The following is a 22,154-nucleotide window of genomic DNA, read 5'->3' as shown; positions in this document are numbered from 1 at the left end:
CCGTTGGTGTTGATTCAGCGCGCGGTGGCGATCATCGGGTGGTGCCGTGCACCTTGGGCAGAGCGCCTCCGGCCGCAGCGTTGCGGTCAGGGCGGAAGTTCGAGAAATCGGCGCCGGGCAGCCCGGATACGACCGACAGCTCATCCTCGATGAGGGCGGCCTCCCACTCCTCCGGGCCCACCAGCGGCAGGCGCACGCGGGGGCTGCCGATGCGGCCGAGGCCGTGCAGGATGTACTTCACCGCCACGGTGCCGGGCACGTGGGTCATGGTCGCGCGCACAAGCGGCTCCAAGCGCCGGTGCTCTGCAGTGGCTGCGGTGAGATCGCCGCGGTTCACGGCATCCACCATCGTCCGGTACGGCGCGGAGGTGATGTTGCCCGTCACGCCGATGATGCCGGTCGCGCCGATCGCGAGGTGCGGCAGCGCGTTGGAGTCATCGCCGGAGAAGTACATCAGGTCGGTCTGGTTGAGAACGCGGCTCACCTCCGAGAAATCGCCCTTGGCGTCCTTCACAGCGAGGATGTTCGGGTGCTTCGCGAGGCGCAGAATCGTCTCGTACTTGATCGGCACGCCGGTGCGCCCCGGGATGTCGTAGAGGATGACCGGCAGGTCCGTCGCATCGGCGACGAGACGGAAGTGCGTCAGAACGCCGGCCTGCGTCGGCTTGTTGTAATAGGGCGTCACGATCATGATGCCGTCGGCACCGGCCTTCTCGCTGGCCTTGTACAGCTCGATCGCGTGCGCGGTCTCATTCGATCCGCCGCCGGTGATGATCTTCGCACGGCCCGCGGAGACGTCCTTGCCGACCTCGACCAGCCGCAGCTTCTCATCGTCGGTGAGCGTCGAGGTCTCACCGGTGGTTCCCGTGACGACGATGCCGTCGGCGCCGTCGGCGATCACCTGGTCCATGTGCTTCTCGACTGCGGGCCAATCGACTTCGCCGTCGGCGGTCATCGGAGTGACCAGCGCGACAAGAACCTGTCCGAAAGGGTTGCCCGAGTGCATCATCCTCTCAGCGTAGCGTTTCGCCGACGCCGTCACGGTTCGGATGAAGACTCACACTCGTCCGCGACGCGCCACGCCCGCCGTGAGCGAGCTGGGCAGGAGGCGACTGACCGCGACGATGATCTTGTAGCGCAGCGAGGGGACAGACACTGCCTTGCCCTTCGCCGCGTCCCGGAGTGCCTCGCGCACCACATCTGCGGCGTCGAGCCACATGATCGCGGGGATGCCCTCCTTGCCCGGTTCGAGCCCCATCCGGGCATGGAATGTCGTATGGGTGAATCCAGGACACACCGCCGTCACGCTCACGCCGTCCCTGCCGTATTCGCCGTTCGCCCAGCGACTGAAGCCGATCAGCCACGACTTGCAGGCCGAATAGGTGGATCGTGAGATGAAGCCGGCGACCGACGCCACGTTGATGATGCGTCCGCCTCGCCCGCGCATCACGCCCAGGGCTGCATGCATAAGCCGCATCGAAGCCTCCACGTGCACACGCAGGTGACGCACCTCGTCTTCGATGGGGTTGTCGGCGAATTGCAGCGGCAGGCCGAAGCCCGCGTTGTTGATGAGCAGGTCGATCGGGTTCGCCGAATCCGAGATGCGCTGGGCAACCCGGTGCACATCGTTCTCGTCCGCCAGGTCGGCGGTGAGCACTTCGACACCCACCCCATGGGCGCGGCGGAGTTCATCCGCGAGCTCTTCCAATGCGTCCGCTCGCCGAGCGACGAGCACGAGGTCACCGTGCTTGGCTGCGATCTGACGAGCGAATTCGGCTCCGAGACCGGCGGAGGCACCGGTGATGAGTGCGGTGGGCATCAGCGATCGAATCCCAGGAATCGGTAGCGGATGCCGGTGCGCGAGGTCTGCCACTCGCCTTCATCGACGAGGCGCCAGCCATCTTTCGGCGGCGCGAAGGTGTCGCCCGCGACGGCCAGGTCGAGTTCGGTGACCTCGAGCCGATCCGCCTGGCCGATCACCTGGCGGAAGATGTCGGAGCCGCCGATGACCCAGACGCGTTCGAGGCTGCGGACCGCATCTTCGATGTTCGCGGCCCGGCGGGCCCCCTCGGCATGCCAGTCCTGATCGCGCGTGATGACGACGTTCTCGCGTCCGGGCAGGGGGCGAAAGCGCTCGGGCAGCGAATCCCAGGTGCGACGCCCCATGATCACCGGCACGCCGAGCGTGGTCTCCTTGAAATGCGCCAGGTCCTCGGGCACATGCCAGGGCATGCCGCCCTGCGCGCCGATCACGCCGTCAGCGGCTTCGGCCCAGATCAGGCCCACCCAGGTCATACCGCCACCTTTCCGCGGATGGCCGGATGATGCTGGTATCCCTCGACGACGAAGTCCTCATAGCGGTAGTCGAGGATCGATTCGCGCTGCCCATCGATGCGCAGCGTCGGGTAGGGATACGGCTCGCGGCTCAGCTGCTCGCGCACCTGCTCGAGATGGTTGTCATAGATATGGCAGTCGCCGCCGGTCCAGATGAACTCGCCGGGCTCGAGTCCCGTCTGCTGCGCCACCATCAGCGTCAGCAGCGCGTAGGAGGCGATGTTGAACGGCACGCCGAGGAAGAGGTCGGCGCTGCGCTGATAGAGCTGGCATGAGAGCTTGCCGTCGGCGACGTAGAACTGGAACAGCGCGTGGCAGGGAGCCAGCGCCATATCGGGGATGTCGGCGGGATTCCACGCTGAGACAATGAGGCGACGCGAATCCGGGGTCGCCCTGATCTGCTCGATCACCTGTGACAGCTGATCGATGCTGCCGCCATCCGGCGTCGGCCAGGATCGCCATTGCACGCCGTAGACCGGGCCCAGGTCGCCATCAGCATCCGCCCACTCGTCCCAGATCGTGACGCCGTGCTCCTGCAGCCAGCTCACGTTCGAGTCACCGCGGAGGAACCACAGCAGCTCGTAGGCGATCGACTTGAAGTGCACGCGCTTGGTCGTGATCAGCGGAAAGCCCTGTGCGAGATCGAATCGGATCTGCCGGCCGAACACACTGGTGGTTCCGGTGCCCGTCCGATCATCCTTGTGCGTGCCGCTCTCGAGCACATCGCGGAGCAGATCTTCGTAGGGCGTGGGGACGGCGCTCATGTCAGCAAGGATACCGGCGCCGAGTGCCCCTCGGCCGTCATCCGGCGTCATATCCGCCCGTTCGGCCTCGAGGCGCGCTTATTCTCTACCCGTGCCCCTCTCCACAGCTCTGCTCATGGCAGCCGGTCTAGTCATCGTCGCGGCTGTCGCGGGCATCACCTGGCAGGCGCGCGATGGCCGACGCCGACGCGGCGGCGGCACCGTCGATGTACGCGATCTCGGTGTCGTTCCAGGTCGTGTGGCCCTCGTTCAGTTCGGTACCGAGACCTGTGCGCGCTGCCCGCAGGTGCGCCGGATGCTGCGGAGCGTGGTGGCGACTCGATCGCGCATCGAGCTCATCGAGGTCGATCTCACCCACCGCCCCGACCTCGCCCGTCGATATCAGGTGCTCACCACTCCGACAACGTTTCTCGTCGGAGCGGATGCGACCGTTCTTGCGCGCTTCCACGGCGCACCGCGTCGCGACCACGTCGAAGAGGCGCTCGCCGAATTGCCCGCGCTCCAGGAGGCACGATGACGAGCGAAACCGGTATCGACCCGCGCGGACCGAGGTTCTCTGCATGGATCACCTCGGTGCTGCTGCTGATCACGACGCTGCTGGGCCTCACGGGATTGTCTGCCCAACGGTCCGGGACGGCTGCCTTCGGCTGGTTCGCCTATCAACCGCTCAGCGACGCCCTTTTCTTCCCGACGACGTGGTCCGTCCAGTCTGCCAGCGCCGTGCACCGCGCCCTCGACCCGGCATTCCTGCTCACCGCCATCATCGCGCTGCTGTTCCTGTGGGGCGTGCTCTCACCACGCACGCAGCCGTGGGGCGTGCTTTTCCGCCGCACGATTCGCCCTCGCCTTTCAGCCCCGCGCGAGTTGGAGGATTCCCGTCCACCGCGCTTCGCGCAGGGTGTGGGATTTGCCGTCGTAGCCGCGGGGCTCTTGCTGCATCTGCTCGGTGTGCCGCTCGCGCTCCCCATCGCCACCGCCGCGGCGTTTCTCGCCGCTTTCCTCAACGCCGCCTTCGGCTTGTGCCTCGGATGTCAGCTCTTCCTGCTGCTGCAGCGGGTGGGACTTGTCGGCCGCCCGACCCGTGTCGCCTGATCCCAGTACCGGTACGCGCACCGCCTGGGTAGGCTGGCCACGCGCAGCGAACCCGCTGCGCGTGCACGAGATGCGACCCCTCGGAGGAATCATGCCCGTCACCAGCGAAGCCGCCACCACTTGGACCGGATCCCTGACCGAAGGTTCAGGCACCGTCGCATTCTCCACGTCGAACCTCGGCACCTTCCCCATCGATTGGAAGTCCCGCAGCGAGGGGTCCGAGACCACCACCACTCCGGAGGAGCTCATCGCAGCTGCGCACGCCTCGTGCTTCAGCATGGCGCTCTCGAATGCGCTGGCCGAGAACGGCACGCCTCCTGAGCTGGTCAACACGACCGCATCGGTGACCTTCAAGCCGGGAACCGGCATCACCGGCAGTCATCTCAACGTGCACGCCACCGTACCCGGACTGACACCGGAGAAGTTCCAGGAGCTCGCCGACGGTGCGAAGACCGGCTGCCCGGTATCGCAGGCGCTCGCCGGCATCGAGATCTCGCTCGAAGCCAGCCTGGCCTGAGCGGGCTCAGCCGGTCGTCTTCTCGAGCCGAATGGCCTCGCGGATGCTGGCCCGGGCGTCCTTGCGGCGCCCGGCAGCATCCTGCACGACGCCGAGCCGGTAGCGGGCCCGCCAGTCGTCTGCTGCCGCCTCGGCCGCGGCGGTGTGCTCAGCGATCAGCGGCTCGATGTCGTCGCGGCGGAGTCGCCCGCTAGGCGTCAGCTCGGCCGGGGCCTCTGGCATGCCGCCCTCGGCATCCAGCGTCTTGCCCAGCCGATCGGCGGAGAAGCCGAACATCAGTTCGCGCACGAGCGTCCACGCGCCGATCGGCGCGATCACGGTGAGCGCAATCCCCATGCCGATGGATGCCGGAGAGCCCGCCGCGAAGAACATCACGGCCAGCCAGATCGCCGTGGCGATGTACAGCAGGAGCGCAGCCCCCATGACTGCGACGCTGATGCGCGACGTCACGAGCGAGCTCGGATCCCGATGTCGATCATGTTCTCCAGGCCGACCGTGAGCGCGCGCGCATCGCGAGCGAACGGCAGCGCGAGACGGATGCCGGGTGCGTAGGCGGCGGCAGAATCGACCGTGTCATGCACGATCGAGAGCGACTCCCCCGCGCCGGAGAGGATGACCTCCTGCTTCGCGATGACGCCGGGGCGACGAAGCGAGTGCACCGGGATTCCGGCGACCTGCTGTCCGCGGGCTCGCTGATCGACATGGGGCGCTTGGAACGGCCCCTCGTCATCTCGCGCTGCGGTCATCAGTTCGGCGGTGCGCACCGCCGTGCCGCTGGGCGAATCGATCTTCGTGTCGCGGTGTGCTTCGATGATCTCCGCCGAGACGAAGAACGGTGCGGCCGCGGCAGCCAGCGCAGAGCCCAGCACCGAGCCGAGCGCGAAGTTCGGCACGAAGACCACGGCTGACTCATCAGTGACGAGCGGGCGGATCTGTGCGATGCGCTCCTGCGACCACCCTGACGTCCCGACGAGCACGTTGATTCCCCGCTCGATCGCTGCCCGAACAACATCGAGACTCACCGCAGGGGTTGACGCATCGATGATGAGATCTGCACCGTCGAGTTCGCTGAGCTCACTGGCGGAACCGAGGACGTTGCGCACCTCGAACCCATCGACCTCATCGATAACCGCGTGGATGATGCGGCCGAGCTTGCCTGTGCCGCCGACGAGAGCAACCTGTGTGGTCATGGAATCCATTCTAGATTCGTCGATGTCAGACAGTCGGAACGTCGGGAAGCCCGGTGCGCAGTTCCATCGGCAGGTGCCCGAGATCGTTGTGGGTCAGCAGCGTCCATGGCCGACCCTGCTTCTGGGCGATGACCGTGAGCCCGCAGTGCGCCTGATTCAAGGTCATCCACCGCCAGTCCGGTGCGCCGAGAACCTCGCGCACGAACCAGGAGATCACGAAATTGTGGGTGATGAGGACCTCGTGCACATCTCCCGTGCGCCGGCGCAGGAACTCCCCCGTCGCATCGGCCATCTGCGCAGATCCCGCCTCGATCTCGGCATCGGTCACCGAGCCGAAAAAGGACTCATAAGCCGCAGGGGTGTCTTCGCTCATACCGCTGGGCACGCAGTCGAACAGCAGCGCCGAGGGCACCGGGTCGACGGAGGGCAGGCGTGCCGCCACCGAACGGGCGGTCTCAGCCGCGCGCAGCAATGGCGAATGCCAGACCGCATCGAGCGGAAGCCCGGAAAGGCGATCGGCGATCAGCTCAGCCTGTCGCTGGCCTCGCGGGGAGAGGGGTCCGTCATCTACACCGTGCTCGGCATCTTGATGTTCACCATGTCTGACCAAATATATGTAATGCGTCACAACCCTGCTCACTTCGTCGCCACCGAATCGGGGCCATTCCAGCTTATGGCACGCCTCCGACACCGGCCGTCGATGCTACGACGAAAGTCAGACGCCGGAGCGCGCTAGCAGTGCTATCTGAGCCTGAGAGAGCGAGATGCCTGCACCCTGCATGAGCTCTTCGACATGCTCGGGGGCGAAGGCATTGACGATCGGGGCGACAACGGTGCGCTGCGCCAGCAGCCAGGCGATCGACACAGCCGCGACGGGGACCGAGAGTTCCGAAGCGATCTGATCGAGAGTGCCGAGCACCCGGATGCCGCGACGGTTCAAGTGACTGCGCATCTGCTGCCCGCGGACCCCGGCTGCAGAGGCCTTGCTGCGATGCTGGCCGGAGAGGAAGCCGTGCTCCAAAGCATGCGAGGGCGTGACGGCGAGGTTCTGCGCGGCGGCGACCAACCGCAGATCGCCCTCGAAGCCGGTGCGTCGCACCAGGTTGTACGGCTCGTCGAGAACCTCGATGCGCGGGTAACCGGCTGAGGCGAGGATCCGAGCCTCCACCAAGCGCTCCGGCGCGAACGAATACGCGCCGACAGCGGTGATCTTGCCCGATTCCTTCAGCCACTCGGCCGTCGCGAGGGTCTCCTCAAGGTTGGTGGCCTCATCGAGCGACGCGTCCAGATACAGCACGTCGATCTGCTCGACCCCGAGCCGGGTGAGCGATCCTTCTACAGCTCTCACCAGGTTCACCGAGCCGAGCCCGGGGTTGTCTGCATGCGAGCCGATCCGGGCGCTGAGAACCACTTCCTCACGTCGCCCGCGCGAGCGCAGCCACTGGCCGATGATGTGCTCGCTGCGACCGCCCGAGAAGCCATCGGCCGTGTGGATGGCGTTGCCGCCGAACTCCAGATACCGGTCGAGGATGTCGTGGCTGCTCTCCAGGTCGACGTTCCAGCCGAACTCGGCCGCCCCCAGCATCATCGGAAAAATGCTGTGCCCGGTTTCGCCGAGCGCGATGCGGATGCTCTCGCCGACTCCGGGCCCCACGACGGGAATCGGCGCCGATGGATGCTCGTCGGTGACACTCTCTTCGCGCGACGACTCGCTGGCTGTGCCTGTGCCGAAAAGTCTCATCGTCTCACCCCGCGAATCCGAAGGCCTGCGCACCCGGGTGCGTACTTAGAGGGTAAGCGACATTTCGTGGCCGGACGCCCGCCACGAGTGCACGCGCCACGAACTTCCGATAACGGTTCAGTCACATCAGATACGAATAGACCCGGGACCGGACGATTGCTCGTCCGATCCCGGGTCTGTGCTCACGGATGCTGGATCACCAGCATCCGCTCAGATCACGCCTCAGCGGTCTCTGCAGCCTGCTCGCCCTCGGCAGCCGAGTCATCGAGCACGGGCTCGAGCGACAGCTTGCCGCGGTCATCGATCTTCGTGATCTTCACGAGAATCTTCTGGCCGACGGAGAGAACGTCATCGACGTTCTCGACGCGCTTGCCACCGGCGAGCTTGCGCACCTCGGTGACATGCAGCAGTCCATCCTTGCCAGGAAGCAGCGAGACGAAAGCGCCGAATGGGGCGATCTTCACGACGGTGCCGAGGAACTGCTCGCCGACCTCGGGGTTGGTCGGGTTGGCGATCGCGTTGACCTGGGCACGAGCGGCTTCGGCCGACGGACCATCGGTGGCGCCGATGTAGACGGTGCCGTCCTCCTCGATGGAGATCTGCGCGCCGGTCTCGTCCTGGATCGAGTTGATCGTCTTGCCCTTCGGGCCGATCAGCTCGCCGATCTTGTCGACCGGGATGTGCACGCTGATCACGCGCGGCGCGGTCGGTGCCATCTCGTCCGGAGCGTCGATGGCGGCATTGAGCACGTTCAGGATCGTCAGGCGCGCGTCGCGAGCCTGAGCGAGTGCGCCCACGAGCACGGACGTCGGAATGCCATCGAGCTTGGTGTCCAGCTGGATCGCCGTGACGAACTCGCTGGTGCCGGCGACCTTGAAGTCCATGTCACCGAGCGCATCTTCTGCACCCAGGATGTCGGTGAGCGCCGCATAGCGGGTCTCACCGTCGACGTCGTCGGAAACCAGACCCATGGCGATCCCGGCCACAGGTGCGCGCAGCGGCACACCGGCGTTCAGCAGCGACAGTGTCGAGGCGCAGACGGAGCCCATCGACGTCGAGCCGTTTGAGCTGAGAGCCTCAGACACCTGACGGATCGCGTAGGGGAACTCCTCGCGGGTCGGCAGCACCGGCACGAGTGCGCGCTCGGCGAGGAAGCCGTGCCCGATCTCGCGACGCTTCGGCGAACCTACACGGCCGGTCTCACCGGTCGAGTAGGGCGGGAAGTTGTAGTGGTGCATGTAGCGCTTGCTCGTCGTCGGCGACAGCGAGTCGATCTGCTGCTCCAGCTTGAGCATGTTCAGCGTGGTGACACCCAGGATCTGAGTCTCACCGCGCTGGAAGATGGCCGAGCCGTGCACGCGCGGGATGACCTGAACCTCGGCATCCAGCGGGCGGATGTCTGCCAGGCCGCGACCGTCGATGCGCTCGCCCTCGGTGAGGATGCGACCGCGGACGATCTTCTTCGTGACGGACTTGTACGCGGCAGAGAACTCCAGCGGCGCACCGGCGGCCAGTGTGCCGGCCTCGGTGGCGGAGATCAGCTCAGCCTTGACGCGGTCCTTGATCGCGTCGTCGGCGTTCTGGCGCTCCTGCTTGTCGGCGATCTTGTACACTTCGGTGAGCTCGGCGAGCGCACGGTCGGCGACGAAGCTGTAGACCTCTTCGCTGTACGGCAGGAAGACCGGGTAGACACCCGGCTCCTTCGAGGCGTGCGATGCGAGCTCGGCCTGAGCCTTGACCAGCTGGGCGATGAAGGGCTTCGATGCTTCGAGGCCCTGTGCGACCACATCTTCGTTCGGCTTGGTGGCGCCGGCCTTGATCAGGTTCCAGCTGCCTTCAGTGGCCTCGGCCTCGACCATCATGATCGCGACGTCTTCGGTGCCATCGGACTTGGTGACCACACGACCGGCGACGATGAGATCGAAGACGGCCTGCTCGACCTGCTCGGCGTTGGGGAATGCGACCCACTGGTCGGCGTGCTCGCCCTGGCCGGGGACGAATGCCATGCGCACACCCGCGATCGGACCCGAGAACGGCAGACCGGAGATCTGCGTCGACGCGGAGGCCGCGTTGATGGCCAGTGCGTCGTAGTACTCGCCCGGAGCGATCGACAGCACGGTGATGACGATCTGGACCTCGTTGCGCAGGCCTGCGACGAACGACGGACGCAGCGGCCGGTCGATGAGACGGCACACGAGGATCGCCTCGGTGGAGGGGCGCCCCTCGCGACGGAAGAACGAGCCGGGGATCTTGCCGGCTGCGTACGAGCGCTCTTCGACGTCGACCGTCAGCGGGAAGAAGTCGAATCCTTCGCGCGGGTGCTTGCCGGCGCTGGTGGCCGACAGGAGCATCGTCTCGTCGTCGAGGTAAGCCGCAACTGCTCCCTGTGCCTGCTGTGCGAGGCGACCGGTTTCGAAGCGGACGGTGCGGGTGCCGAAACGGCCGTTGTCGAGAACGGCTTCGGTGGCAGTGATTTCAGGACCTTCCAAGAGGTCTCTCCTTCTTTGTTTAGGCTCGCGTGCCCGTATGGCGCGCGAGTTCTCGCGAAGGAGCGGATGCGGGCAGAAATAGGCGCGCGGGCATTCCCGCGAATGTCACCTGCGCTGGCCACCAGTAGAAGATCACCCGGCGCCGTGTGCGACGAGGAACCCACCACAGGGGACCAGCTTCCCAGCCGACCGCTCCGTGTACGTGCGTATGCAATTGATGGATGCCACAGGCAACCGCGTCAATCCTATCAGTGCCGCTGCATCATGCCGCGGAGGCTCCCGTACCAGTTGTGGAGCGCACTAGGCTGACCCACATGAGCGAAGACAAAGCAGCCTCCCCCGAGGAGATGAAGCGCAAGTTCAAGGAAGCGCTCGATCGCAAGAATGCGAAGAGCCGCGATGGCGAGTCGCACCTGGACGGCGACTCCGCCGTGCATGCCACGAACGCCCCGCAGATGAAGCGGGAGTTCCGTCGCAAGAGCGGCTGAAGCCCCCGCACCGCCATTCAGGTCGCAGTTCGTGTCGCATGACAGCAGTTCAGGCGACATGAACTGCGACCTGAGCGGTTTAATCGGGCTGCGCGACCAGCCACTCTTCGAACGTGCGCTGCCCGAGATCTGCATGCACGCCGGGCAGCAGGTCGCCACTGCGCATCGCACGGCCGAAGCCGCCTGGCAGGCCGATCTTCGGCATCCATCCGTTTTTGTGATGGTGCCGCGCCCACGCGCGCATCATCGCGGCGAGATCCTCCTCACGGGGTCCGGCGAGGTCGATGGCCCTGCCGTGCGCCGGGTGCTCCGCGAGTTCCACCAACCGGGTCGCCACCTCAACGGCATCCACCGGCTGGGTGCGCATCCGCACCGCCATGCGCAGGGGCCCGATCCGGGCCCGCGCATACATCTGCGCCGCGAAGTCGTGGAACTGCGTGGCACGCTGAATCGTCCAGGGCACATCTGACGCCGTGATCACCTGCTCCTGCGCGAGCTTGGCCGCGTAGTATCCGTGCGGCGCCCGATCAACCCCGACGATCGAGAGTGCCACGTGGTGCCGAACGCTGGCGAGCCCCTCCGCCTCCAGCAGATTCGCTGTCGTACGTCGGAAGAACTCCTCAGGCTTCTTCGCATCGGGTCCGTGCGGATTGAGCACATCGATGACGGCATCCGCTCCGCGCAGGGCCCCTTCCAAACCGACACCGGTCCGCACATCGATGCATTCGCTCCGCGTCAGCAGGCGCACCGCATGACCGCGTGCGCGCACGACTTCGGCGACATGGGTGCCGATGACCCCGGTTCCTCCGGCAATGGCGATGTCCATCTCCCCATCCTCCCCCGCCGGAGGGCTCGCGTCACTCCCCTGCGAGACCGCCCAGGAGGTGCCCGAATGAGCGCCCCTCCCCCAGATAGTTCGCCGGATCGAACGGGTCATGACTCTGCGCGGGCTCACGGCGAACGATCGCTTCTGCCAACTCGCGTGCACCCCGCTCAATGCGTGAGCTCAACGGCGCCACCTCATCGGCATTCTTTCCCCAGTCGCTGGAAGCTGCGAACACCCCCGTAGAGACCGGCTCTGCATGCAGATACGTGAACAGCGGGCGGATCGCGTAGTCGATCGCGAGGGAGTGCCGCGCTGTCCCGGCATTCGCTCCGATCAGCACGGGCTTACCCGTCAGCGAATCCGGGTCGAGAACATCGATGAACGACTTGAACAATCCGGCGTAGCTGGTCGAGAAGATCGGCGTGACGACGATGATCGCGTCGGCCGAGACCACGCGGTTGATGGCTTCCTCGAGCGGCGCGGGAGCGAAACCGGTGAGCAGGTTGTTCGTGATGTCGTGTGCGAGGTCACGAAGTTCGATCACGTCGGCCTGAGCTTCGACGTCGCGCTCGCGCAGCGCCTTCACGGTCTCGGCGAGCAGACGGTCGGCGAGCATCCGCGTCGAGGACGGGTTGGACAGGCCGGAGGAGATCACGGCGATACGACGGTCGTTCATCTCAGACCTCTTTCGCACTCAGGCCGAACGCCGCACCGGCGGGCACTGGCGCGTCCTGGTAGGGCGAGCCCGTGGTGAGGTTGTCGCCGCGGTTCGCACCGGGGCGCGCCTCGCGTGCCGGACCATCGCCGTATCCGGCGCGGACGCGAGCCGCGTGCGTGGGCGCGTCGGGGGCGTCCGGCACACGATTCTGCGCGAGCTCCTTGCGCAGCACGGGGACCACCTCGCTGCCGAGCAGATCGATCTGCTCGAGAACGGTCTTCAGCGGCAGCCCGGCGTGATCCATCAGGAAAAGCTGGCGCTGGTAGTCGCCGAAGGTGTCGCGCATGGCGGCGTAGCGGTCGATGACCTGCTGCGGGGAGCCGACGGTCAGCGGCGTCATCTCGGTGAAGTCCTCCATCGAAGGGCCGTGACCGTAGACAGGGGCGTTGTCGAAGTACGGCCGGAACTCGTTCACGGCGTCCTGCGACTTCGTCCGGATGAAGGCCTGTCCGCCCAAGCCCACGATCGCCGTCTCCGGTGCGCCGTGCCCGTAGTGCGACCAGCGCTGACGGTACAGCTCGATGAGGCGCTGATAGTGCTCCTTGGGCCAGAAGATGTTGTTGGCGAAGAATCCGTCGCCGTAGTAAGCGGCCTGCTCGGCGATCTCGGGGGTGCGGATCGACCCGTGCCACACGAACGGCGCCACGCCGTCCAGCGGACGCGGGGTGGCCGTGAAGCCCTGCAGGGATGTACGGAACTTGCCCTCCCAGTCGACGACGTCCTTGGTCCACAGCTCGTGCAGCAATGCATAGTTCTCGATCGCGAGCGGGAGGCCCTGGCGGATGTCCTGCCCGAACCACGGGTAGACCGGACCGGTGTTGCCGCGGCCCATCATCAGGTCCATGCGGCCGCCGGACAGGTGCTGCAGCATCGCGTAGTCCTCGGCGATGCGCACCGGGTCGTTCGTGGTGATCAGCGTCGTGGAGGTCGAGACGATCAGCCTCTCGGTCTGCGCGGCGATGAAGGAGAGCAGCGTCGTGGGACTGGACGAGAAGAATGGCGGATTGTGGTGCTCGCCGATGGCGAAGACATCCAGGCCCGCGTCCTCGGCGTGCGTGGCCATGGTGACAGCGGCCTGGATGCGCTCGCGCTCGCTGGGCGTGACGCCGGTGGTCGGGTCCTGCGTGATGTCGCTGACCGACATGATGCCGAACTGCATCGCGTCGTGATCGTTCATTTCGTCTCCGCTCGGGATGCCGCAGCATCCGTTCTATGCAAGTGAATGTAATTGGTAGAACGCATCAGGTGCAACCTTATTCCCGCAGGTACGCTCAGATGATGAGCAGCGCCGAGCAGCAGCCGCCCGTCACGGCGTCGACGACCGCCCCTGCCCCACGTGCCCGCCGACGGGTGCCGTTCTGGGACAACGCGCGCTTCGCGTGCGTCGTTCTCGTCGTGATGTGGCACGGCATCCAGCGGCTGACCTACGACTCCGACGTCTCCTACGCCTTCTACCTCGCGATCTATGCCTTCCACATGCCGGCGTTCGCGATCATCTCGGGCTACTTCTCAAAATCCGCAAGCCCCACCAAGCGCCAGATGGCGAGAGTGATCACCGACATCCTCGTGCCGTACGTCATCTTCGAAGCGCTGTGGACCCTCACCAAATGGCTGGTCGAGGGTCGGGCGAATCCGAATCTGACGCAGCAGTCATGGACCCTGTGGTTCCTGCTGGCACTCGGCATCTTCCGCCTCGTGCTGCCCTACCTCTCGCTGCTGCGCTGGCCACTGCTGTGGGCGCTGGCGATCTCGATCGGGGTCGGATACATGTCGAACGTCGACAGCACATTCTCGCTGTCGCGCACCCTCGGCCTGCTGTTCTTCTTCACGCTGGGGTGGTGGCTGCGTGAACGCGACGTCGTGCGCCGGCTTCAGCTCATCGACCACCGGCCGTGGTGGCTGCGCGTCGCGGCGGTCGCAGTTCTCGCGGGATGGGCGTTCGTCTGCTGGCGATGGCTGGCGACGTGGGACGACATCGACCTGCGGCATTGGTTCTTCTACGAGGCCTCGTACGCCGACCTCACCGGCTCTCAGCAGTGGTGGAGCGGTTCAGTGCGATTGGCCCTCATCGCCCTGGCGATCCTGCTCAGTGCCGCCTTCTTCGTACTCGTCCCCCGCCGCAATACCTGGTGGACGAAATTCGGGCAGTACACGATGTACATCTACCTGCTGCATTCCTTCGTGCTGTACCCGTTTCGCGAATCCGGCATCCTCCGCGGCCTGGACCCGACCTGGCTGTGGCTGCCGCTCATCACGCTCGTGTCGGTGGCAATCGCATTCGCGCTCGCCTCACGTCCCGTGCGCCGGGTCTTCCGGCCTCTGATCGAGCCCAGACCCCGATGGATGTTCGACAGCGCGGCACTCGCACAGTCCGATGACCACCGCAGCGATCCGACCGGCTCACGGCGCACCGCGGAACAGGCGAGACCTCAGCGAAAGAGCGGTGCTCCGACGTAGGAACTGGCTTCTGCTCCTGGCGGAACAGCCCAGATGCCAGAGCCGATGTGACGGATGTACTCATTCATCAGGTCTGTCGACAGGTGGCGCTGCAGGGTGACGAACTGCGCCGGGTCACGCTGATAGGAGAGAAAGAAGAGCCCGGCATCGAGCCTGCCGAGCGCGCTGTTGCCATCGACGTAGTTGTAGCCGCGGCGGAGAATGCGGATGCCATCGTTCATCGACGAATGCGCAAGGCGCACATGGCTGTTCTCGTCGAACGCGGTGGAGTGGAAGTCCGGCTCCGTGAACTCATCCCCACCGGAAAGCGGAGCGCCCGCGCCCTTGTCGCGGCCGATGATCTCATTCTGCTCCACCAGGCGAACCCGATCCCAGGTCTCGATGAGCATCGCGATCTTGCGTGCGACGAGATACGACCCGCCCCGCAGCCAGTCGGGCTCATCGGATGCGCCCACCCAGACATGATCGTCGAGAGCCTCGGTGTCATCCGAGAGGATGTTCGCCGTGCCGTCCTTGTAGCCGAAGAGATTGCGGGGTGTGGCCTGGGCGGAGGTGGTGCGCGAGGTGCGTCCGAAACCCAGCTGAGACCAGCGCAGCCGGGCACGACCGAACGCGATTCGGCTGAGGTTGCGGATCGCATGCACAGCCACCTGCGGGTCATCAGCGCACGCCTGAATGCACAGGTCGCCCTGTGACGACTCCGGGTCGAGGTCGTCGCCGAGGAATGCGGGCAGTCGCTGCAGGCCGGCGGGCCGCTGGCCTGCGAGACCGTAGCGGTCGCCGTCCTCGTTCTCGAAGAGCCCCGGACCGAAGCCGAACGTGATGGTCAGTCCGTTGACGGCGAGATCCATCGCCTCACCCGTGTCATCGGGCGGGGTCTGCGCGTCGCCGCCCACGGCTCCTGTTGCACTGACTTCGAGCCCCTGAGTCATGCGCGACGCGGCATACGACCAGTCCTGCAGCAGCGAGATGAGGTCTTCGCGGCTGGTGCGGGGCATCATGTCGAACGACGCGAAGTGAAGGTGGTCCTGCACAGGGGTCGTGATACCCGCCTGATGGGGGCCGAAGAAGGCGTACGGCTCCTCGTGTCCTCGGCCTTGCTCTGCCCGCGCGACCGCCGCACCGCCAGCGACACCTGCGGCGCCTCCGGCCGCGAGACCGACCACGCCACTGCTCAACGCGAGCCCGATCAGCCCCCTTCTGCTCAGCCCCGCAGAGCCACCCGCCGCTTGCGCGTCACCCTCTGCCATCAGGAGAGCACCGTTCCGGTCAGCTGAGACAGCGGTTCGGCCAACGCGTTGATCAAGTCGGTCAGTTCGCGCTTGTCCGCGCCCGAGAGCTCTCCGTAACCGATGAAGCCGTCATCGAGCGAGCCGTGCGCCATCAGCGATTCCTTCAGCGCGGCGTAGCCGGTCTCGATCTGATCGACCAGATCCGCCCCGGAATCGCCCTGCGCGACGGCAAGGTCCCGCACCAGCGAGAACGCCATCTCGGATCCCTCGACGTTCGCGGCGAAGTCCCACAGGTCGGTACCCGACCACCAGTCCTCTTCACCGCTGATCTTGCCGGTGGCGACTTCGTCGAGCAGCGCGATGGCGCCGTTGGAGATGCCGGCGATGCCCTGGGCATCCAGCGCCTCGGTGAAGTCGTCGGAGTGCACGTAGCTGTAGAGCTCCTGCACGTCGGCGATGAGCTGATCGCCGAACTCGCCGCGCTCTGCGGTCGTCGACGGCGCCCAGTCCTGCCATGCGGGGGTCTCGCCGTCTGCGTTCAGCGCATCCTCGGCCGGCACCCAGAGGTCCTTCTCGATGCGGTGGAAGCCCGTCCAGTCCATGCCCTCCGCCACAGCATCCACTTCGCGATAGTCGATGCGAGGATCCAGGGCGCCGAGCGACTCCGCTACGGGTTCGATGCGTTCGTAGAAAGCGCGCGTGTTCGGGAACAGCGCACGGGCGGTGTCGTCGTCGCCCGATTCGTATGCGGCGACGAGATCGTCGATGGCCGGCACGAGCTGACCGACCTGGTCTTTGACGAAGGCGGCATAGAGGTCGACTGCCTGCTGCTTCTGCTCGCTGTCCGGACCGTCGACCGTGACGACGTCACCGGTGACGGTGAAACCCGCCTTGCCGACTCCCGCGCCGAGCATGCCCGGTTTGCACAGCGTGAAGTACTCACCCGGCTGCGCGACGACGGTGAGGGTGCGGGATGCTGACGGCGCGATGTTCTCCACTTCGCCAACGATGCGCAGACCGTCTTCGGCGAGCAGATAGAACTCGGTCACCTGTGTCGAATCATTGCTGACGTCGAACGTCAGCGTGCCGCTGGTCGCCGTGGTCTGCGACACAGCGCATTCGCCATCGGTGGAAGAGACGGTGAGTGCTGCTGCGTCAGCGACATCATTCTTCGCGACGCAGCCGGCGAGGATGATCGCCGCGGCACCGGTCGCTGCAACCGCAGTGATCAGGCGAGTCGGGGTGGTCATAGGACTCCTTGGATTTCTGCGGTTTCCGGAGAGCGCACAACGCGAGGCGCGGGCGCCGTCGAGCGGGTTCGCTTCGCGCGGAGGCCCCGCACGAAGAAGGTTCCGACGATGAGGATGTAGAGCAGCCAGGCGGCGACCTGCAGCCAGGTCATCTGCGGCATGAAGCCGACGGTCGCCTGCAGAATGGCAGCGAGCGGGCCGCCTGGGGCGATGGTGGCACTGAGATCGAAGGCCCAGCCGAAGGGAAATGCTGCCCAGCCGATGGCGACGTTCCCGGTGACATCGATCGGAGCGACGGCGGAGAACGGTCCGGGAATTGCCCCCGCCTCTTGCAGATCCATGATCGCGTAGGCCAGTACGCCGGCGGCGACGATCACGAGGAACCCACCGGTGAATGCGAAGAAGCGACGCAGGTCGAGCCGCACCGCACCGCGGGCGATCAGCCCGCCGATGACGACCGCGCAGAGCAGCCCGAGCAGCGCACCGAGGAGCGCTGCGGGCGCATCTCCGAATGACTGCACCATCGACCAGAGCAGAAGCGTCGTCTCGATGCCCTCGCGCGCTACCGAGAGGAAGCCGATCGCGACGAGTGCCCAGAGACCGCCCTGCGCGAGAGCGCGATCGATGCCGCCCTCCAGCGACGCCTTCATCGTGCGCCCGGCCTTCTGCATCCAGAAGATCATCCAGGTGACCATGGCGACGGCGACCAGCGACAGCGTCCCGCCGATCAGCTCCTGCGCCTCGAAGGTCAGCGCATTGGGCCCGAATGTCAGCACCGCCCCGATGCCGAGCGACAGCAGGATCGCCAGGCCGACGCCCAGCCACATGCGAGGAAGCACGTCCCTCCGGCCGATCCGCGTGAGATAGGCGGCAAGGATTCCGACGACGAGTGCCGCTTCGAGGCCTTCGCGGAGGCCGATCAGAAAGGTGGCGAGCACGAGCTTCTTTCGAGGTTTAGGTAAGGCGGCCCTTACCCAAAAACTGTAGCATCCGCTCCGCTGTGCCGAGAACAGCGAGCCATCGGTAATCCTGCGCAACACTCGGCATCTCTGTCGCGCAATCTGCCTACTCTCTCGTCATGGCCGATCTCACTCTTCCCGTCCTCGATCTCTCCGAACTCGATCGCGGCGCGCGCGCCGCTGAGCAGTTCTGCCTCGACCTGCGCACGGCCACCCATGACGTCGGGTTCTTCTATCTGACCGGCACGGGTGTGAGCGCCGAATTGACTGCACGGCTGCACCGAGCGGCGCTCGACTTCTTCGCACTCCCCGAGCAGGAGAAGCTCGCCATAGAGAATGTGAAGAGCCCGCACTTCCGCGGCTACACGCGTGTCGGCGGCGAGCGCACCCAGGGCGAAGTCGACTGGCGCGAGCAGATCGACATCGGTCCCGAGCGGGATGCCGCAGAAGGCGGCCCCGCTTTCAACCGCCTGGTCGGACCGAACCTGTGGCCGGATGCTCAGCCCGAACTGCGCGAGGTCATCGCCGAGTGGCACGCGCACCTGTCCGGCATCTCACGCAAGCTGCTGCGCGCGTGGGCACTGGCGCTGGGCGCCGGGGAGACGTATTTCGATGAGAACTTCGGCGATCCCTCGACGCTGATCAAGATCGTGCGCTATCCGGGAACCGATGAACCAGAGCCGCAGCAGGGCGTGGGTGCGCACAAGGACTCCGGCGTTCTGACGCTGCTCTGGGTGGAGCCAGGCAAAGGCGGGCTCCAGGTCGAGCGAGACGGCACGTGGCTGGATGCGCCGCACGTGGACGGCGCCTTCGTGGTGAACATCGGCGAGCTGCTGGAGTACGCCACCGGCGGGTATCTCAAAGCCACCAACCATCGGGTGATCTCGCCGAAGGCACCGGGTGAGCGCATCTCGGTGCCGTTCTTCTTCAATCCGGCGCTCGATGCGCAATTGCCGATCATCGACCTGCCCGCTGAACTCGCTGCGGAGGCGCACGGCGTCACGGCAGATCCGTTGAACCCGATCCACAGCCTGTACGGCGAGAACGCGCTGAAGTCACGCCTGCGCGCACATCCCGATGTGGCAGCGATCCACCACGCTGACCTGGTCGGCGCTCTCGCCTGAACACTCCCCGCCAGAGAACACTGAAGGCCGCCCCACACCTGGGGCGGCCTTCACAAGAATGTTCTGCGCGATTGCACGCAGGGACGCGGTGCCTCTTAGCGGCGGAGTCCAAGCTTCTCGATGAGCGCACGGTAACGCGCGATCTCGGTGTCCTGGAGGTAGCCGAGCAGACGACGGCGCTGACCCACCATAAGGAACAGGCCACGACGCGAGTGGTGGTCGTGCTTGTGGTCCTTGAGGTGTTCGGTGAGGTCCTTGATGCGCTGCGTCAGCATCGCGACCTGCACCTCGGGGGATCCGGTGTCACCGGGGTGCGTCGCGTACTCTTCCATGATCGCCTTCTTGACGTCTGCTTCCAGTGCCATAGATTCGATCCCCTCTCAGTTCGTTGCGCGGCGCCCGACGTCTGATACGTGGGCTCTCTTTATCCGCGGCCGATCAAACGGCAACTGAACCAGCTTACCAGTTGCGGCGACGACCAGTGTGCGCGGACCGATAACCTCAGGGAGTGCAGTTACCGCGTGGCCACCTCATCGATCTCACTCCCCTGAAGATCAGTCCTGCGTTCGCCAGAATGTGGATCGGTTCGGCATTGGCCGGCATCGGCGGCCAGCTGACGATCGTCACCGTGATGCTGCATGTGTTCGACCTCACCGCGAGCACGTTCGCGGTCGCGATGATCGCCGTCGCGGGCCTTGTGCCGATGATCCTCGCCGGACTCTACGGCGGGATGCTGGCAGATGCGTTCGACCGGCGCAGAGTCGCCCTCGTCGCGGCGACCATCGCGTTCTGCGCGACGGTGCTGCTGGCAACACTCACCTGGACGCACTCCGAGACCATCTGGTGGCTGTACGGGCTCAGCATGATCATCGCCGCGTCGAACTCCGTCAGCATGGCCACGCGCACAGCCATCGTGCCCCGCCTGATCCCGATGGACCAGCTCGCCGCAGCATCCGCCCTCAACGGCATCGCCTTCGGCATCACGGTGATGGTCGGCCCCGCCGTAGCCGGGATGCTGGTCGCGCTCACGGGCTTCGGCTGGACCTACACGATCGATGTGATCCTGATGATGTCCATGTTCCTGGGACTGTGGACGCTCCCTGCGCTGATGCCGGAGGGAACGATCGTACGACCGGGACTGGCCTCACTCGTCGACGGATGGCGGTTCCTCCAGCGCGCGGGAAACATCCGGATGCAGTATCTGCTCGACATCACGGCGATGACCTTCGGCCAGCCGCTGGCGCTCTTTCCCGCCCTGGGCACCGTCATCCTCGGTGGCGGGGCGCTCACCACCGGCATTCTCACCGCGGCTGTCGCCGTCGGCACCTTCATCTCGAGCCTGTTCTCGGGGCGCGTCGTGCACTACCGCTGGCACGGCCGCGGTATCGAGCGCGCCATTCAGGCCTACGGCGGATCGATCGCACTCTTCGGCGCGATCCTGCTCCTCGGCGCATTCTTGCCGCCGGCATCCGAACACGTTCCGCACCTGGCGCTGATCGTCGCCGCCTGCACTGCGCTGGCGCTGTCCGGCGCCGCCGACAACGTCAGCTCGATCTACCGCAACACCATGATGCAGGCGGCCGTGCCGGATGCGATGCGCGGGCGCTTGCAGGGCATCTTCATCATCGTTGTCGCCGGCGGTCCGCGCGTCGGTGCCCTCTACGCCGGAACGCTCGCCACCATCACCACGCTGTGGTTCCCACCGCTGATCGGTGGGTTCCTGGTGATCGGCCTGGCAGCGATGCTGGCACGCCTCAGCCCTCGATTCCGCGCGTACGACGCACTGAGCCCCGAACCCTGATGGGTCCGAGGCTCGGCGTCGCAGCGTCGTTCAGACCTGCAGGGCGCCCTGCAGGTCGAGGGTGATCGTCACGTCTTTGCCGACCAGGACGCCACCCGTCTCCAGCGCGGCATTCCAGGTGAGACCGAAGTCCTCACGGTTGATGACCGTCGTCGCCGAGGCACCCGCCTTGTAGTTGCCGTACGGGTCCTCACCGAAGCCCCCGAAGTCGAAGGTGAAGCTGACGGGTTTGCTGATGCCCCGGATGGTGAGGTCGCCATCGACGAGGAAGTCTCCGTCCTCGACGCGCGCTCCCGTCGACGTGAAGATCATCTGCGGATGATTATCGGCGTCGAAGAAGTCGGCCGAACGCAGATGCGCATCGCGACCCTCGTCATTCGTGTCGATGGAGGCGACGTCGACATTCGCCTCGACTCTGGCCTCCAGCGGGTTCTCCGGCGCGATGAGCGTGGCGTCCTTGATGCCGAACGTGCCGCGCACCTTCGAGATCATCATGTGACGGACACTGAACGTGACCTCGCTGTGCGCGGGATCCAGGACCCAGGTTCCAGCACGGTAGCCGGGAATGTCGATCGTCATGGCAGCTCTCCTCGAGTAGGGACGCGCACGCTGTGCGCGACGTCGTGTGCATTACACGAAGGTCAACTTCTATCCACGCGCATCTATTCCGAGAGCAGAGAAAAACCTCCGCCCGATGTTCCGGACGGAGGCTCTTCTGTTCTCGATCAGGTCAGCCGACCGCGACCAGGTCGATGATGAAGATCAGCGACTTGCCGGAGAGGAAGTGCCCTGCCCCTGCCGGGCCGTAGGCGAGGTGCGGAGGGATCACGAGCTCACGGCGACCACCGGCCTTCATGCCGGGAATGCCGTCCTGCCAGCCCTGGATCAGGCCGCGGAGCGGGAACTGAATGGTCTCGCCGCGACCCCAGGACGAGTCGAACTCCTCGCCGGAGTCGAATTCGACACCGGCATAGTGCACGGTGACGGTGTCACCGGGCTTGGCCTCGTCGCCGTCTCCCTCGATGAGGTCGCGGATGACGAGCTCTTCCGGTGCTGGACCGGTTGGGGCGTCGAACTCGGGCTTTGTGCGATCAGTCATGACTACATCCAACCCGAGGTTCCCGACTTCGGTCAACGCCATGGCTCCGCTGAGCGCGAACGCCTGCGCGCCC

At 65.8% G+C, this 22,154-nt stretch carries 25 protein-coding genes; 7 read left to right on the top strand and 18 right to left on the bottom strand.

Going from position 1 to position 22,154, the window contains the following annotated elements:
- Window positions 1–31: 31 nt before the first annotated feature.
- Genes dapA through FM104_RS07945 form a run of 4 tightly spaced genes read right to left on the bottom strand, consistent with a single transcriptional unit; the run spans window position 32 to window position 3,098 of the window.
- Complete coding sequence (gene dapA / locus FM104_RS07960; protein WP_087130918.1) at window positions 32–1,009, bottom strand: 4-hydroxy-tetrahydrodipicolinate synthase; 978 nt, start codon at window positions 1,007–1,009, stop codon at window positions 32–34.
- Window positions 1,010–1,057: 48 nt separating this feature from the next.
- Window positions 1,058–1,819, bottom strand: a complete 762-nt coding sequence (locus FM104_RS07955; protein ID WP_087130916.1) for an SDR family NAD(P)-dependent oxidoreductase — start codon at window positions 1,817–1,819, stop codon at window positions 1,058–1,060.
- Window positions 1,819–2,295, bottom strand: a complete 477-nt coding sequence (locus FM104_RS07950) for a dihydrofolate reductase (protein ID WP_087130913.1) — start codon at window positions 2,293–2,295, stop codon at window positions 1,819–1,821. Before FM104_RS07950 ends, FM104_RS07955 begins: the two co-directional genes overlap by 1 nt.
- Entirely contained in the window at window positions 2,292–3,098 is an 807-nt protein-coding gene (locus FM104_RS07945; protein WP_087130910.1) for a thymidylate synthase, read from the bottom strand. The genes FM104_RS07950 and FM104_RS07945 overlap by 4 nt, the downstream gene beginning before the upstream one ends.
- A 91-nt stretch (window positions 3,099–3,189) precedes the next feature.
- Here FM104_RS07945 and FM104_RS07940 point away from each other — a divergent pair, with 91 nt between their 5' ends.
- From FM104_RS07940 to FM104_RS07930, 3 genes are all read left to right on the top strand, one after another.
- Window positions 3,190–3,615 carry a thioredoxin family protein gene (locus FM104_RS07940; RefSeq protein ID WP_256971560.1) on the top strand — a complete coding sequence of 142 codons (426 nt, stop codon included), beginning with the start codon at window positions 3,190–3,192 and terminating at the stop codon, window positions 3,613–3,615.
- Window positions 3,612–4,190 carry a DUF4395 family protein gene (locus FM104_RS07935; RefSeq protein WP_087130904.1) on the top strand — a complete coding sequence of 193 codons (579 nt, stop codon included), beginning with the start codon at window positions 3,612–3,614 and terminating at the stop codon, window positions 4,188–4,190. Before FM104_RS07940 ends, FM104_RS07935 begins: the two co-directional genes overlap by 4 nt.
- 91 nt (window positions 4,191–4,281) lie before the next feature.
- Window positions 4,282–4,707, top strand: a complete 426-nt coding sequence (locus FM104_RS07930) for an OsmC family peroxiredoxin (protein WP_087130901.1) — start codon at window positions 4,282–4,284, stop codon at window positions 4,705–4,707.
- Window positions 4,708–4,713: 6 nt separating this feature from the next.
- Here FM104_RS07930 and FM104_RS07925 read toward each other — a convergent pair whose 3' ends face one another.
- The 5 genes from FM104_RS07925 to FM104_RS07905 all read right to left on the bottom strand — a co-directional run bounded on the left by FM104_RS07925 (window position 4,714) and on the right by FM104_RS07905 (window position 10,127).
- A complete protein-coding gene (locus tag FM104_RS07925) occupies window positions 4,714–5,130 on the bottom strand; it encodes a hypothetical protein (protein WP_087131221.1) in 417 nt (138 codons plus the stop codon).
- 23 nt (window positions 5,131–5,153) lie between these two features.
- Window positions 5,154–5,897 carry a 4-hydroxy-tetrahydrodipicolinate reductase gene (gene dapB / locus FM104_RS07920; RefSeq protein ID WP_087130898.1) on the bottom strand — a complete coding sequence of 248 codons (744 nt, stop codon included), beginning with the start codon at window positions 5,895–5,897 and terminating at the stop codon, window positions 5,154–5,156.
- Window positions 5,898–5,922: 25 nt separating this feature from the next.
- The gene (locus FM104_RS07915) at window positions 5,923–6,525 is read right to left on the bottom strand and encodes a histidine phosphatase family protein (protein WP_087130895.1); all 603 of its coding nucleotides are present in this window, start codon (window positions 6,523–6,525) and stop codon (window positions 5,923–5,925) included.
- Between the two features lie 87 nt (window positions 6,526–6,612).
- The gene (locus tag FM104_RS07910; protein WP_087130892.1) at window positions 6,613–7,638 is read right to left on the bottom strand and encodes an aldo/keto reductase; all 1,026 of its coding nucleotides are present in this window, start codon (window positions 7,636–7,638) and stop codon (window positions 6,613–6,615) included.
- Between the two features lie 215 nt (window positions 7,639–7,853).
- On the bottom strand, window positions 7,854–10,127 hold the full coding sequence (locus FM104_RS07905) for a polyribonucleotide nucleotidyltransferase (RefSeq protein ID WP_087130889.1): 2,274 nt from the start codon (window positions 10,125–10,127) through the stop codon (window positions 7,854–7,856).
- Window positions 10,128–10,441: 314 nt separating this feature from the next.
- On the opposite strand from FM104_RS07905, the gene FM104_RS16495 reads away from it, so the two are divergent.
- Window positions 10,442–10,615 (top strand): DUF5302 domain-containing protein, encoded by a 174-nt coding sequence (locus FM104_RS16495; protein WP_087130886.1) that lies wholly within the window; start codon window positions 10,442–10,444, stop codon window positions 10,613–10,615.
- 79 nt (window positions 10,616–10,694) lie between these two features.
- Here the strand turns inward: FM104_RS16495 and FM104_RS07895 are convergent, their stop codons facing one another.
- From FM104_RS07895 to FM104_RS07885, 3 genes are read right to left on the bottom strand one after another with little or no spacing between them, the layout of a single operon-like run.
- Complete coding sequence (locus tag FM104_RS07895) at window positions 10,695–11,441, bottom strand: SDR family oxidoreductase (RefSeq protein WP_087130883.1); 747 nt, start codon at window positions 11,439–11,441, stop codon at window positions 10,695–10,697.
- 31 nt (window positions 11,442–11,472) lie between these two features.
- Complete coding sequence (locus tag FM104_RS07890; RefSeq protein WP_087130881.1) at window positions 11,473–12,117, bottom strand: FMN reductase; 645 nt, start codon at window positions 12,115–12,117, stop codon at window positions 11,473–11,475.
- A gap of 1 nt (window position 12,118) precedes the next feature.
- Window positions 12,119–13,318, bottom strand: a complete 1,200-nt coding sequence (locus FM104_RS07885) for an LLM class flavin-dependent oxidoreductase (RefSeq protein ID WP_179206729.1) — start codon at window positions 13,316–13,318, stop codon at window positions 12,119–12,121.
- Between the two features lie 119 nt (window positions 13,319–13,437).
- Here FM104_RS07885 and FM104_RS07880 point away from each other — a divergent pair, with 119 nt between their 5' ends.
- Window positions 13,438–14,616 (top strand): acyltransferase family protein, encoded by a 1,179-nt coding sequence (locus FM104_RS07880; RefSeq protein WP_087130874.1) that lies wholly within the window; start codon window positions 13,438–13,440, stop codon window positions 14,614–14,616.
- On the opposite strand, the gene efeB is transcribed toward FM104_RS07880, so the two are convergent.
- Genes efeB through efeU form a run of 3 tightly spaced genes read right to left on the bottom strand, consistent with a single transcriptional unit; the run spans window position 14,589 to window position 18,036 of the window.
- On the bottom strand, window positions 14,589–15,866 hold the full coding sequence (efeB, locus tag FM104_RS07875) for an iron uptake transporter deferrochelatase/peroxidase subunit (RefSeq protein WP_087130873.1): 1,278 nt from the start codon (window positions 15,864–15,866) through the stop codon (window positions 14,589–14,591). The genes FM104_RS07880 and efeB overlap by 28 nt on opposite strands.
- Window positions 15,866–17,098, bottom strand: coding sequence for an iron uptake system protein EfeO (efeO, locus tag FM104_RS07870; RefSeq protein WP_087130872.1), 1,233 nt, complete (start codon window positions 17,096–17,098; stop codon window positions 15,866–15,868). Before efeO ends, efeB begins: the two co-directional genes overlap by 1 nt.
- Window positions 17,095–18,036, bottom strand: coding sequence for an iron uptake transporter permease EfeU (gene efeU / locus FM104_RS07865; RefSeq protein ID WP_087130871.1), 942 nt, complete (start codon window positions 18,034–18,036; stop codon window positions 17,095–17,097). Before efeU ends, efeO begins: the two co-directional genes overlap by 4 nt.
- Before the next feature lie 140 nt (window positions 18,037–18,176).
- Here efeU and FM104_RS07860 point away from each other — a divergent pair, with 140 nt between their 5' ends.
- Window positions 18,177–19,181, top strand: coding sequence for an isopenicillin N synthase family dioxygenase (locus FM104_RS07860; protein ID WP_087130870.1), 1,005 nt, complete (start codon window positions 18,177–18,179; stop codon window positions 19,179–19,181).
- A 95-nt stretch (window positions 19,182–19,276) separates the two neighbouring features.
- Here FM104_RS07860 and rpsO read toward each other — a convergent pair whose 3' ends face one another.
- A complete protein-coding gene (gene rpsO, locus FM104_RS07855) occupies window positions 19,277–19,546 on the bottom strand; it encodes a 30S ribosomal protein S15 (protein ID WP_087130869.1) in 270 nt (89 codons plus the stop codon).
- 143 nt (window positions 19,547–19,689) lie between these two features.
- Between rpsO and FM104_RS07850 the strand changes: the two genes are divergently transcribed.
- Entirely contained in the window at window positions 19,690–20,982 is a 1,293-nt protein-coding gene (locus FM104_RS07850) for an MFS transporter (RefSeq protein WP_087130868.1), read from the top strand.
- Window positions 20,983–21,012: 30 nt separating this feature from the next.
- On the opposite strand, the gene FM104_RS07845 is transcribed toward FM104_RS07850, so the two are convergent.
- Together FM104_RS07845 and FM104_RS07840 are read right to left on the bottom strand one after the other, a co-directional pair.
- Entirely contained in the window at window positions 21,013–21,561 is a 549-nt protein-coding gene (locus FM104_RS07845) for a YceI family protein (protein WP_087130867.1), read from the bottom strand.
- A 151-nt stretch (window positions 21,562–21,712) separates the two neighbouring features.
- On the bottom strand, window positions 21,713–22,081 hold the full coding sequence (locus FM104_RS07840) for an FKBP-type peptidyl-prolyl cis-trans isomerase (protein WP_179206720.1): 369 nt from the start codon (window positions 22,079–22,081) through the stop codon (window positions 21,713–21,715).
- Window positions 22,082–22,154: the final 73 nt, after the last annotated feature.

The organism is Microbacterium esteraromaticum (assembly GCF_900163815.1).
GTDB lineage: Bacteria > Actinomycetota > Actinomycetes > Actinomycetales > Microbacteriaceae > Microbacterium > Microbacterium esteraromaticum_B.
This window is presented reverse-complemented; position numbering and strand designations above follow the sequence as displayed.

Coding starts and splice junctions, on each gene's coding strand:
- dapA (WP_087130918.1), bottom strand. CDS start 1,009: ATGATGCACTCGGGCAACCCTTTCGGACAGGTTCTTGTCGCGCTGGTC.
- FM104_RS07955 (WP_087130916.1), bottom strand. CDS start 1,819: ATGCCCACCGCACTCATCACCGGTGCCTCCGCCGGTCTCGGAGCCGAA.
- FM104_RS07950 (WP_087130913.1), bottom strand. CDS start 2,295: ATGACCTGGGTGGGCCTGATCTGGGCCGAAGCCGCTGACGGCGTGATC.
- FM104_RS07945 (WP_087130910.1), bottom strand. CDS start 3,098: ATGAGCGCCGTCCCCACGCCCTACGAAGATCTGCTCCGCGATGTGCTC.
- FM104_RS07935 (WP_087130904.1), top strand. CDS start 3,612: ATGACGAGCGAAACCGGTATCGACCCGCGCGGACCGAGGTTCTCTGCA.
- FM104_RS07930 (WP_087130901.1), top strand. CDS start 4,282: ATGCCCGTCACCAGCGAAGCCGCCACCACTTGGACCGGATCCCTGACC.
- FM104_RS07925 (WP_087131221.1), bottom strand. CDS start 5,130: ATGGGGGCTGCGCTCCTGCTGTACATCGCCACGGCGATCTGGCTGGCC.
- dapB (WP_087130898.1), bottom strand. CDS start 5,897: ATGACCACACAGGTTGCTCTCGTCGGCGGCACAGGCAAGCTCGGCCGC.
- FM104_RS07910 (WP_087130892.1), bottom strand. CDS start 7,638: ATGAGACTTTTCGGCACAGGCACAGCCAGCGAGTCGTCGCGCGAAGAG.
- FM104_RS16495 (WP_087130886.1), top strand. CDS start 10,442: ATGAGCGAAGACAAAGCAGCCTCCCCCGAGGAGATGAAGCGCAAGTTC.
- FM104_RS07895 (WP_087130883.1), bottom strand. CDS start 11,441: ATGGACATCGCCATTGCCGGAGGAACCGGGGTCATCGGCACCCATGTC.
- FM104_RS07890 (WP_087130881.1), bottom strand. CDS start 12,117: ATGAACGACCGTCGTATCGCCGTGATCTCCTCCGGCCTGTCCAACCCG.
- FM104_RS07885 (WP_179206729.1), bottom strand. CDS start 13,318: ATGCAGTTCGGCATCATGTCGGTCAGCGACATCACGCAGGACCCGACC.
- FM104_RS07880 (WP_087130874.1), top strand. CDS start 13,438: ATGAGCAGCGCCGAGCAGCAGCCGCCCGTCACGGCGTCGACGACCGCC.
- efeB (WP_087130873.1), bottom strand. CDS start 15,866: ATGGCAGAGGGTGACGCGCAAGCGGCGGGTGGCTCTGCGGGGCTGAGC.
- efeO (WP_087130872.1), bottom strand. CDS start 17,098: ATGACCACCCCGACTCGCCTGATCACTGCGGTTGCAGCGACCGGTGCC.
- FM104_RS07860 (WP_087130870.1), top strand. CDS start 18,177: ATGGCCGATCTCACTCTTCCCGTCCTCGATCTCTCCGAACTCGATCGC.
- rpsO (WP_087130869.1), bottom strand. CDS start 19,546: ATGGCACTGGAAGCAGACGTCAAGAAGGCGATCATGGAAGAGTACGCG.
- FM104_RS07845 (WP_087130867.1), bottom strand. CDS start 21,561: ATGACGATCGACATTCCCGGCTACCGTGCTGGAACCTGGGTCCTGGAT.
- FM104_RS07840 (WP_179206720.1), bottom strand. CDS start 22,081: ATGACTGATCGCACAAAGCCCGAGTTCGACGCCCCAACCGGTCCAGCA.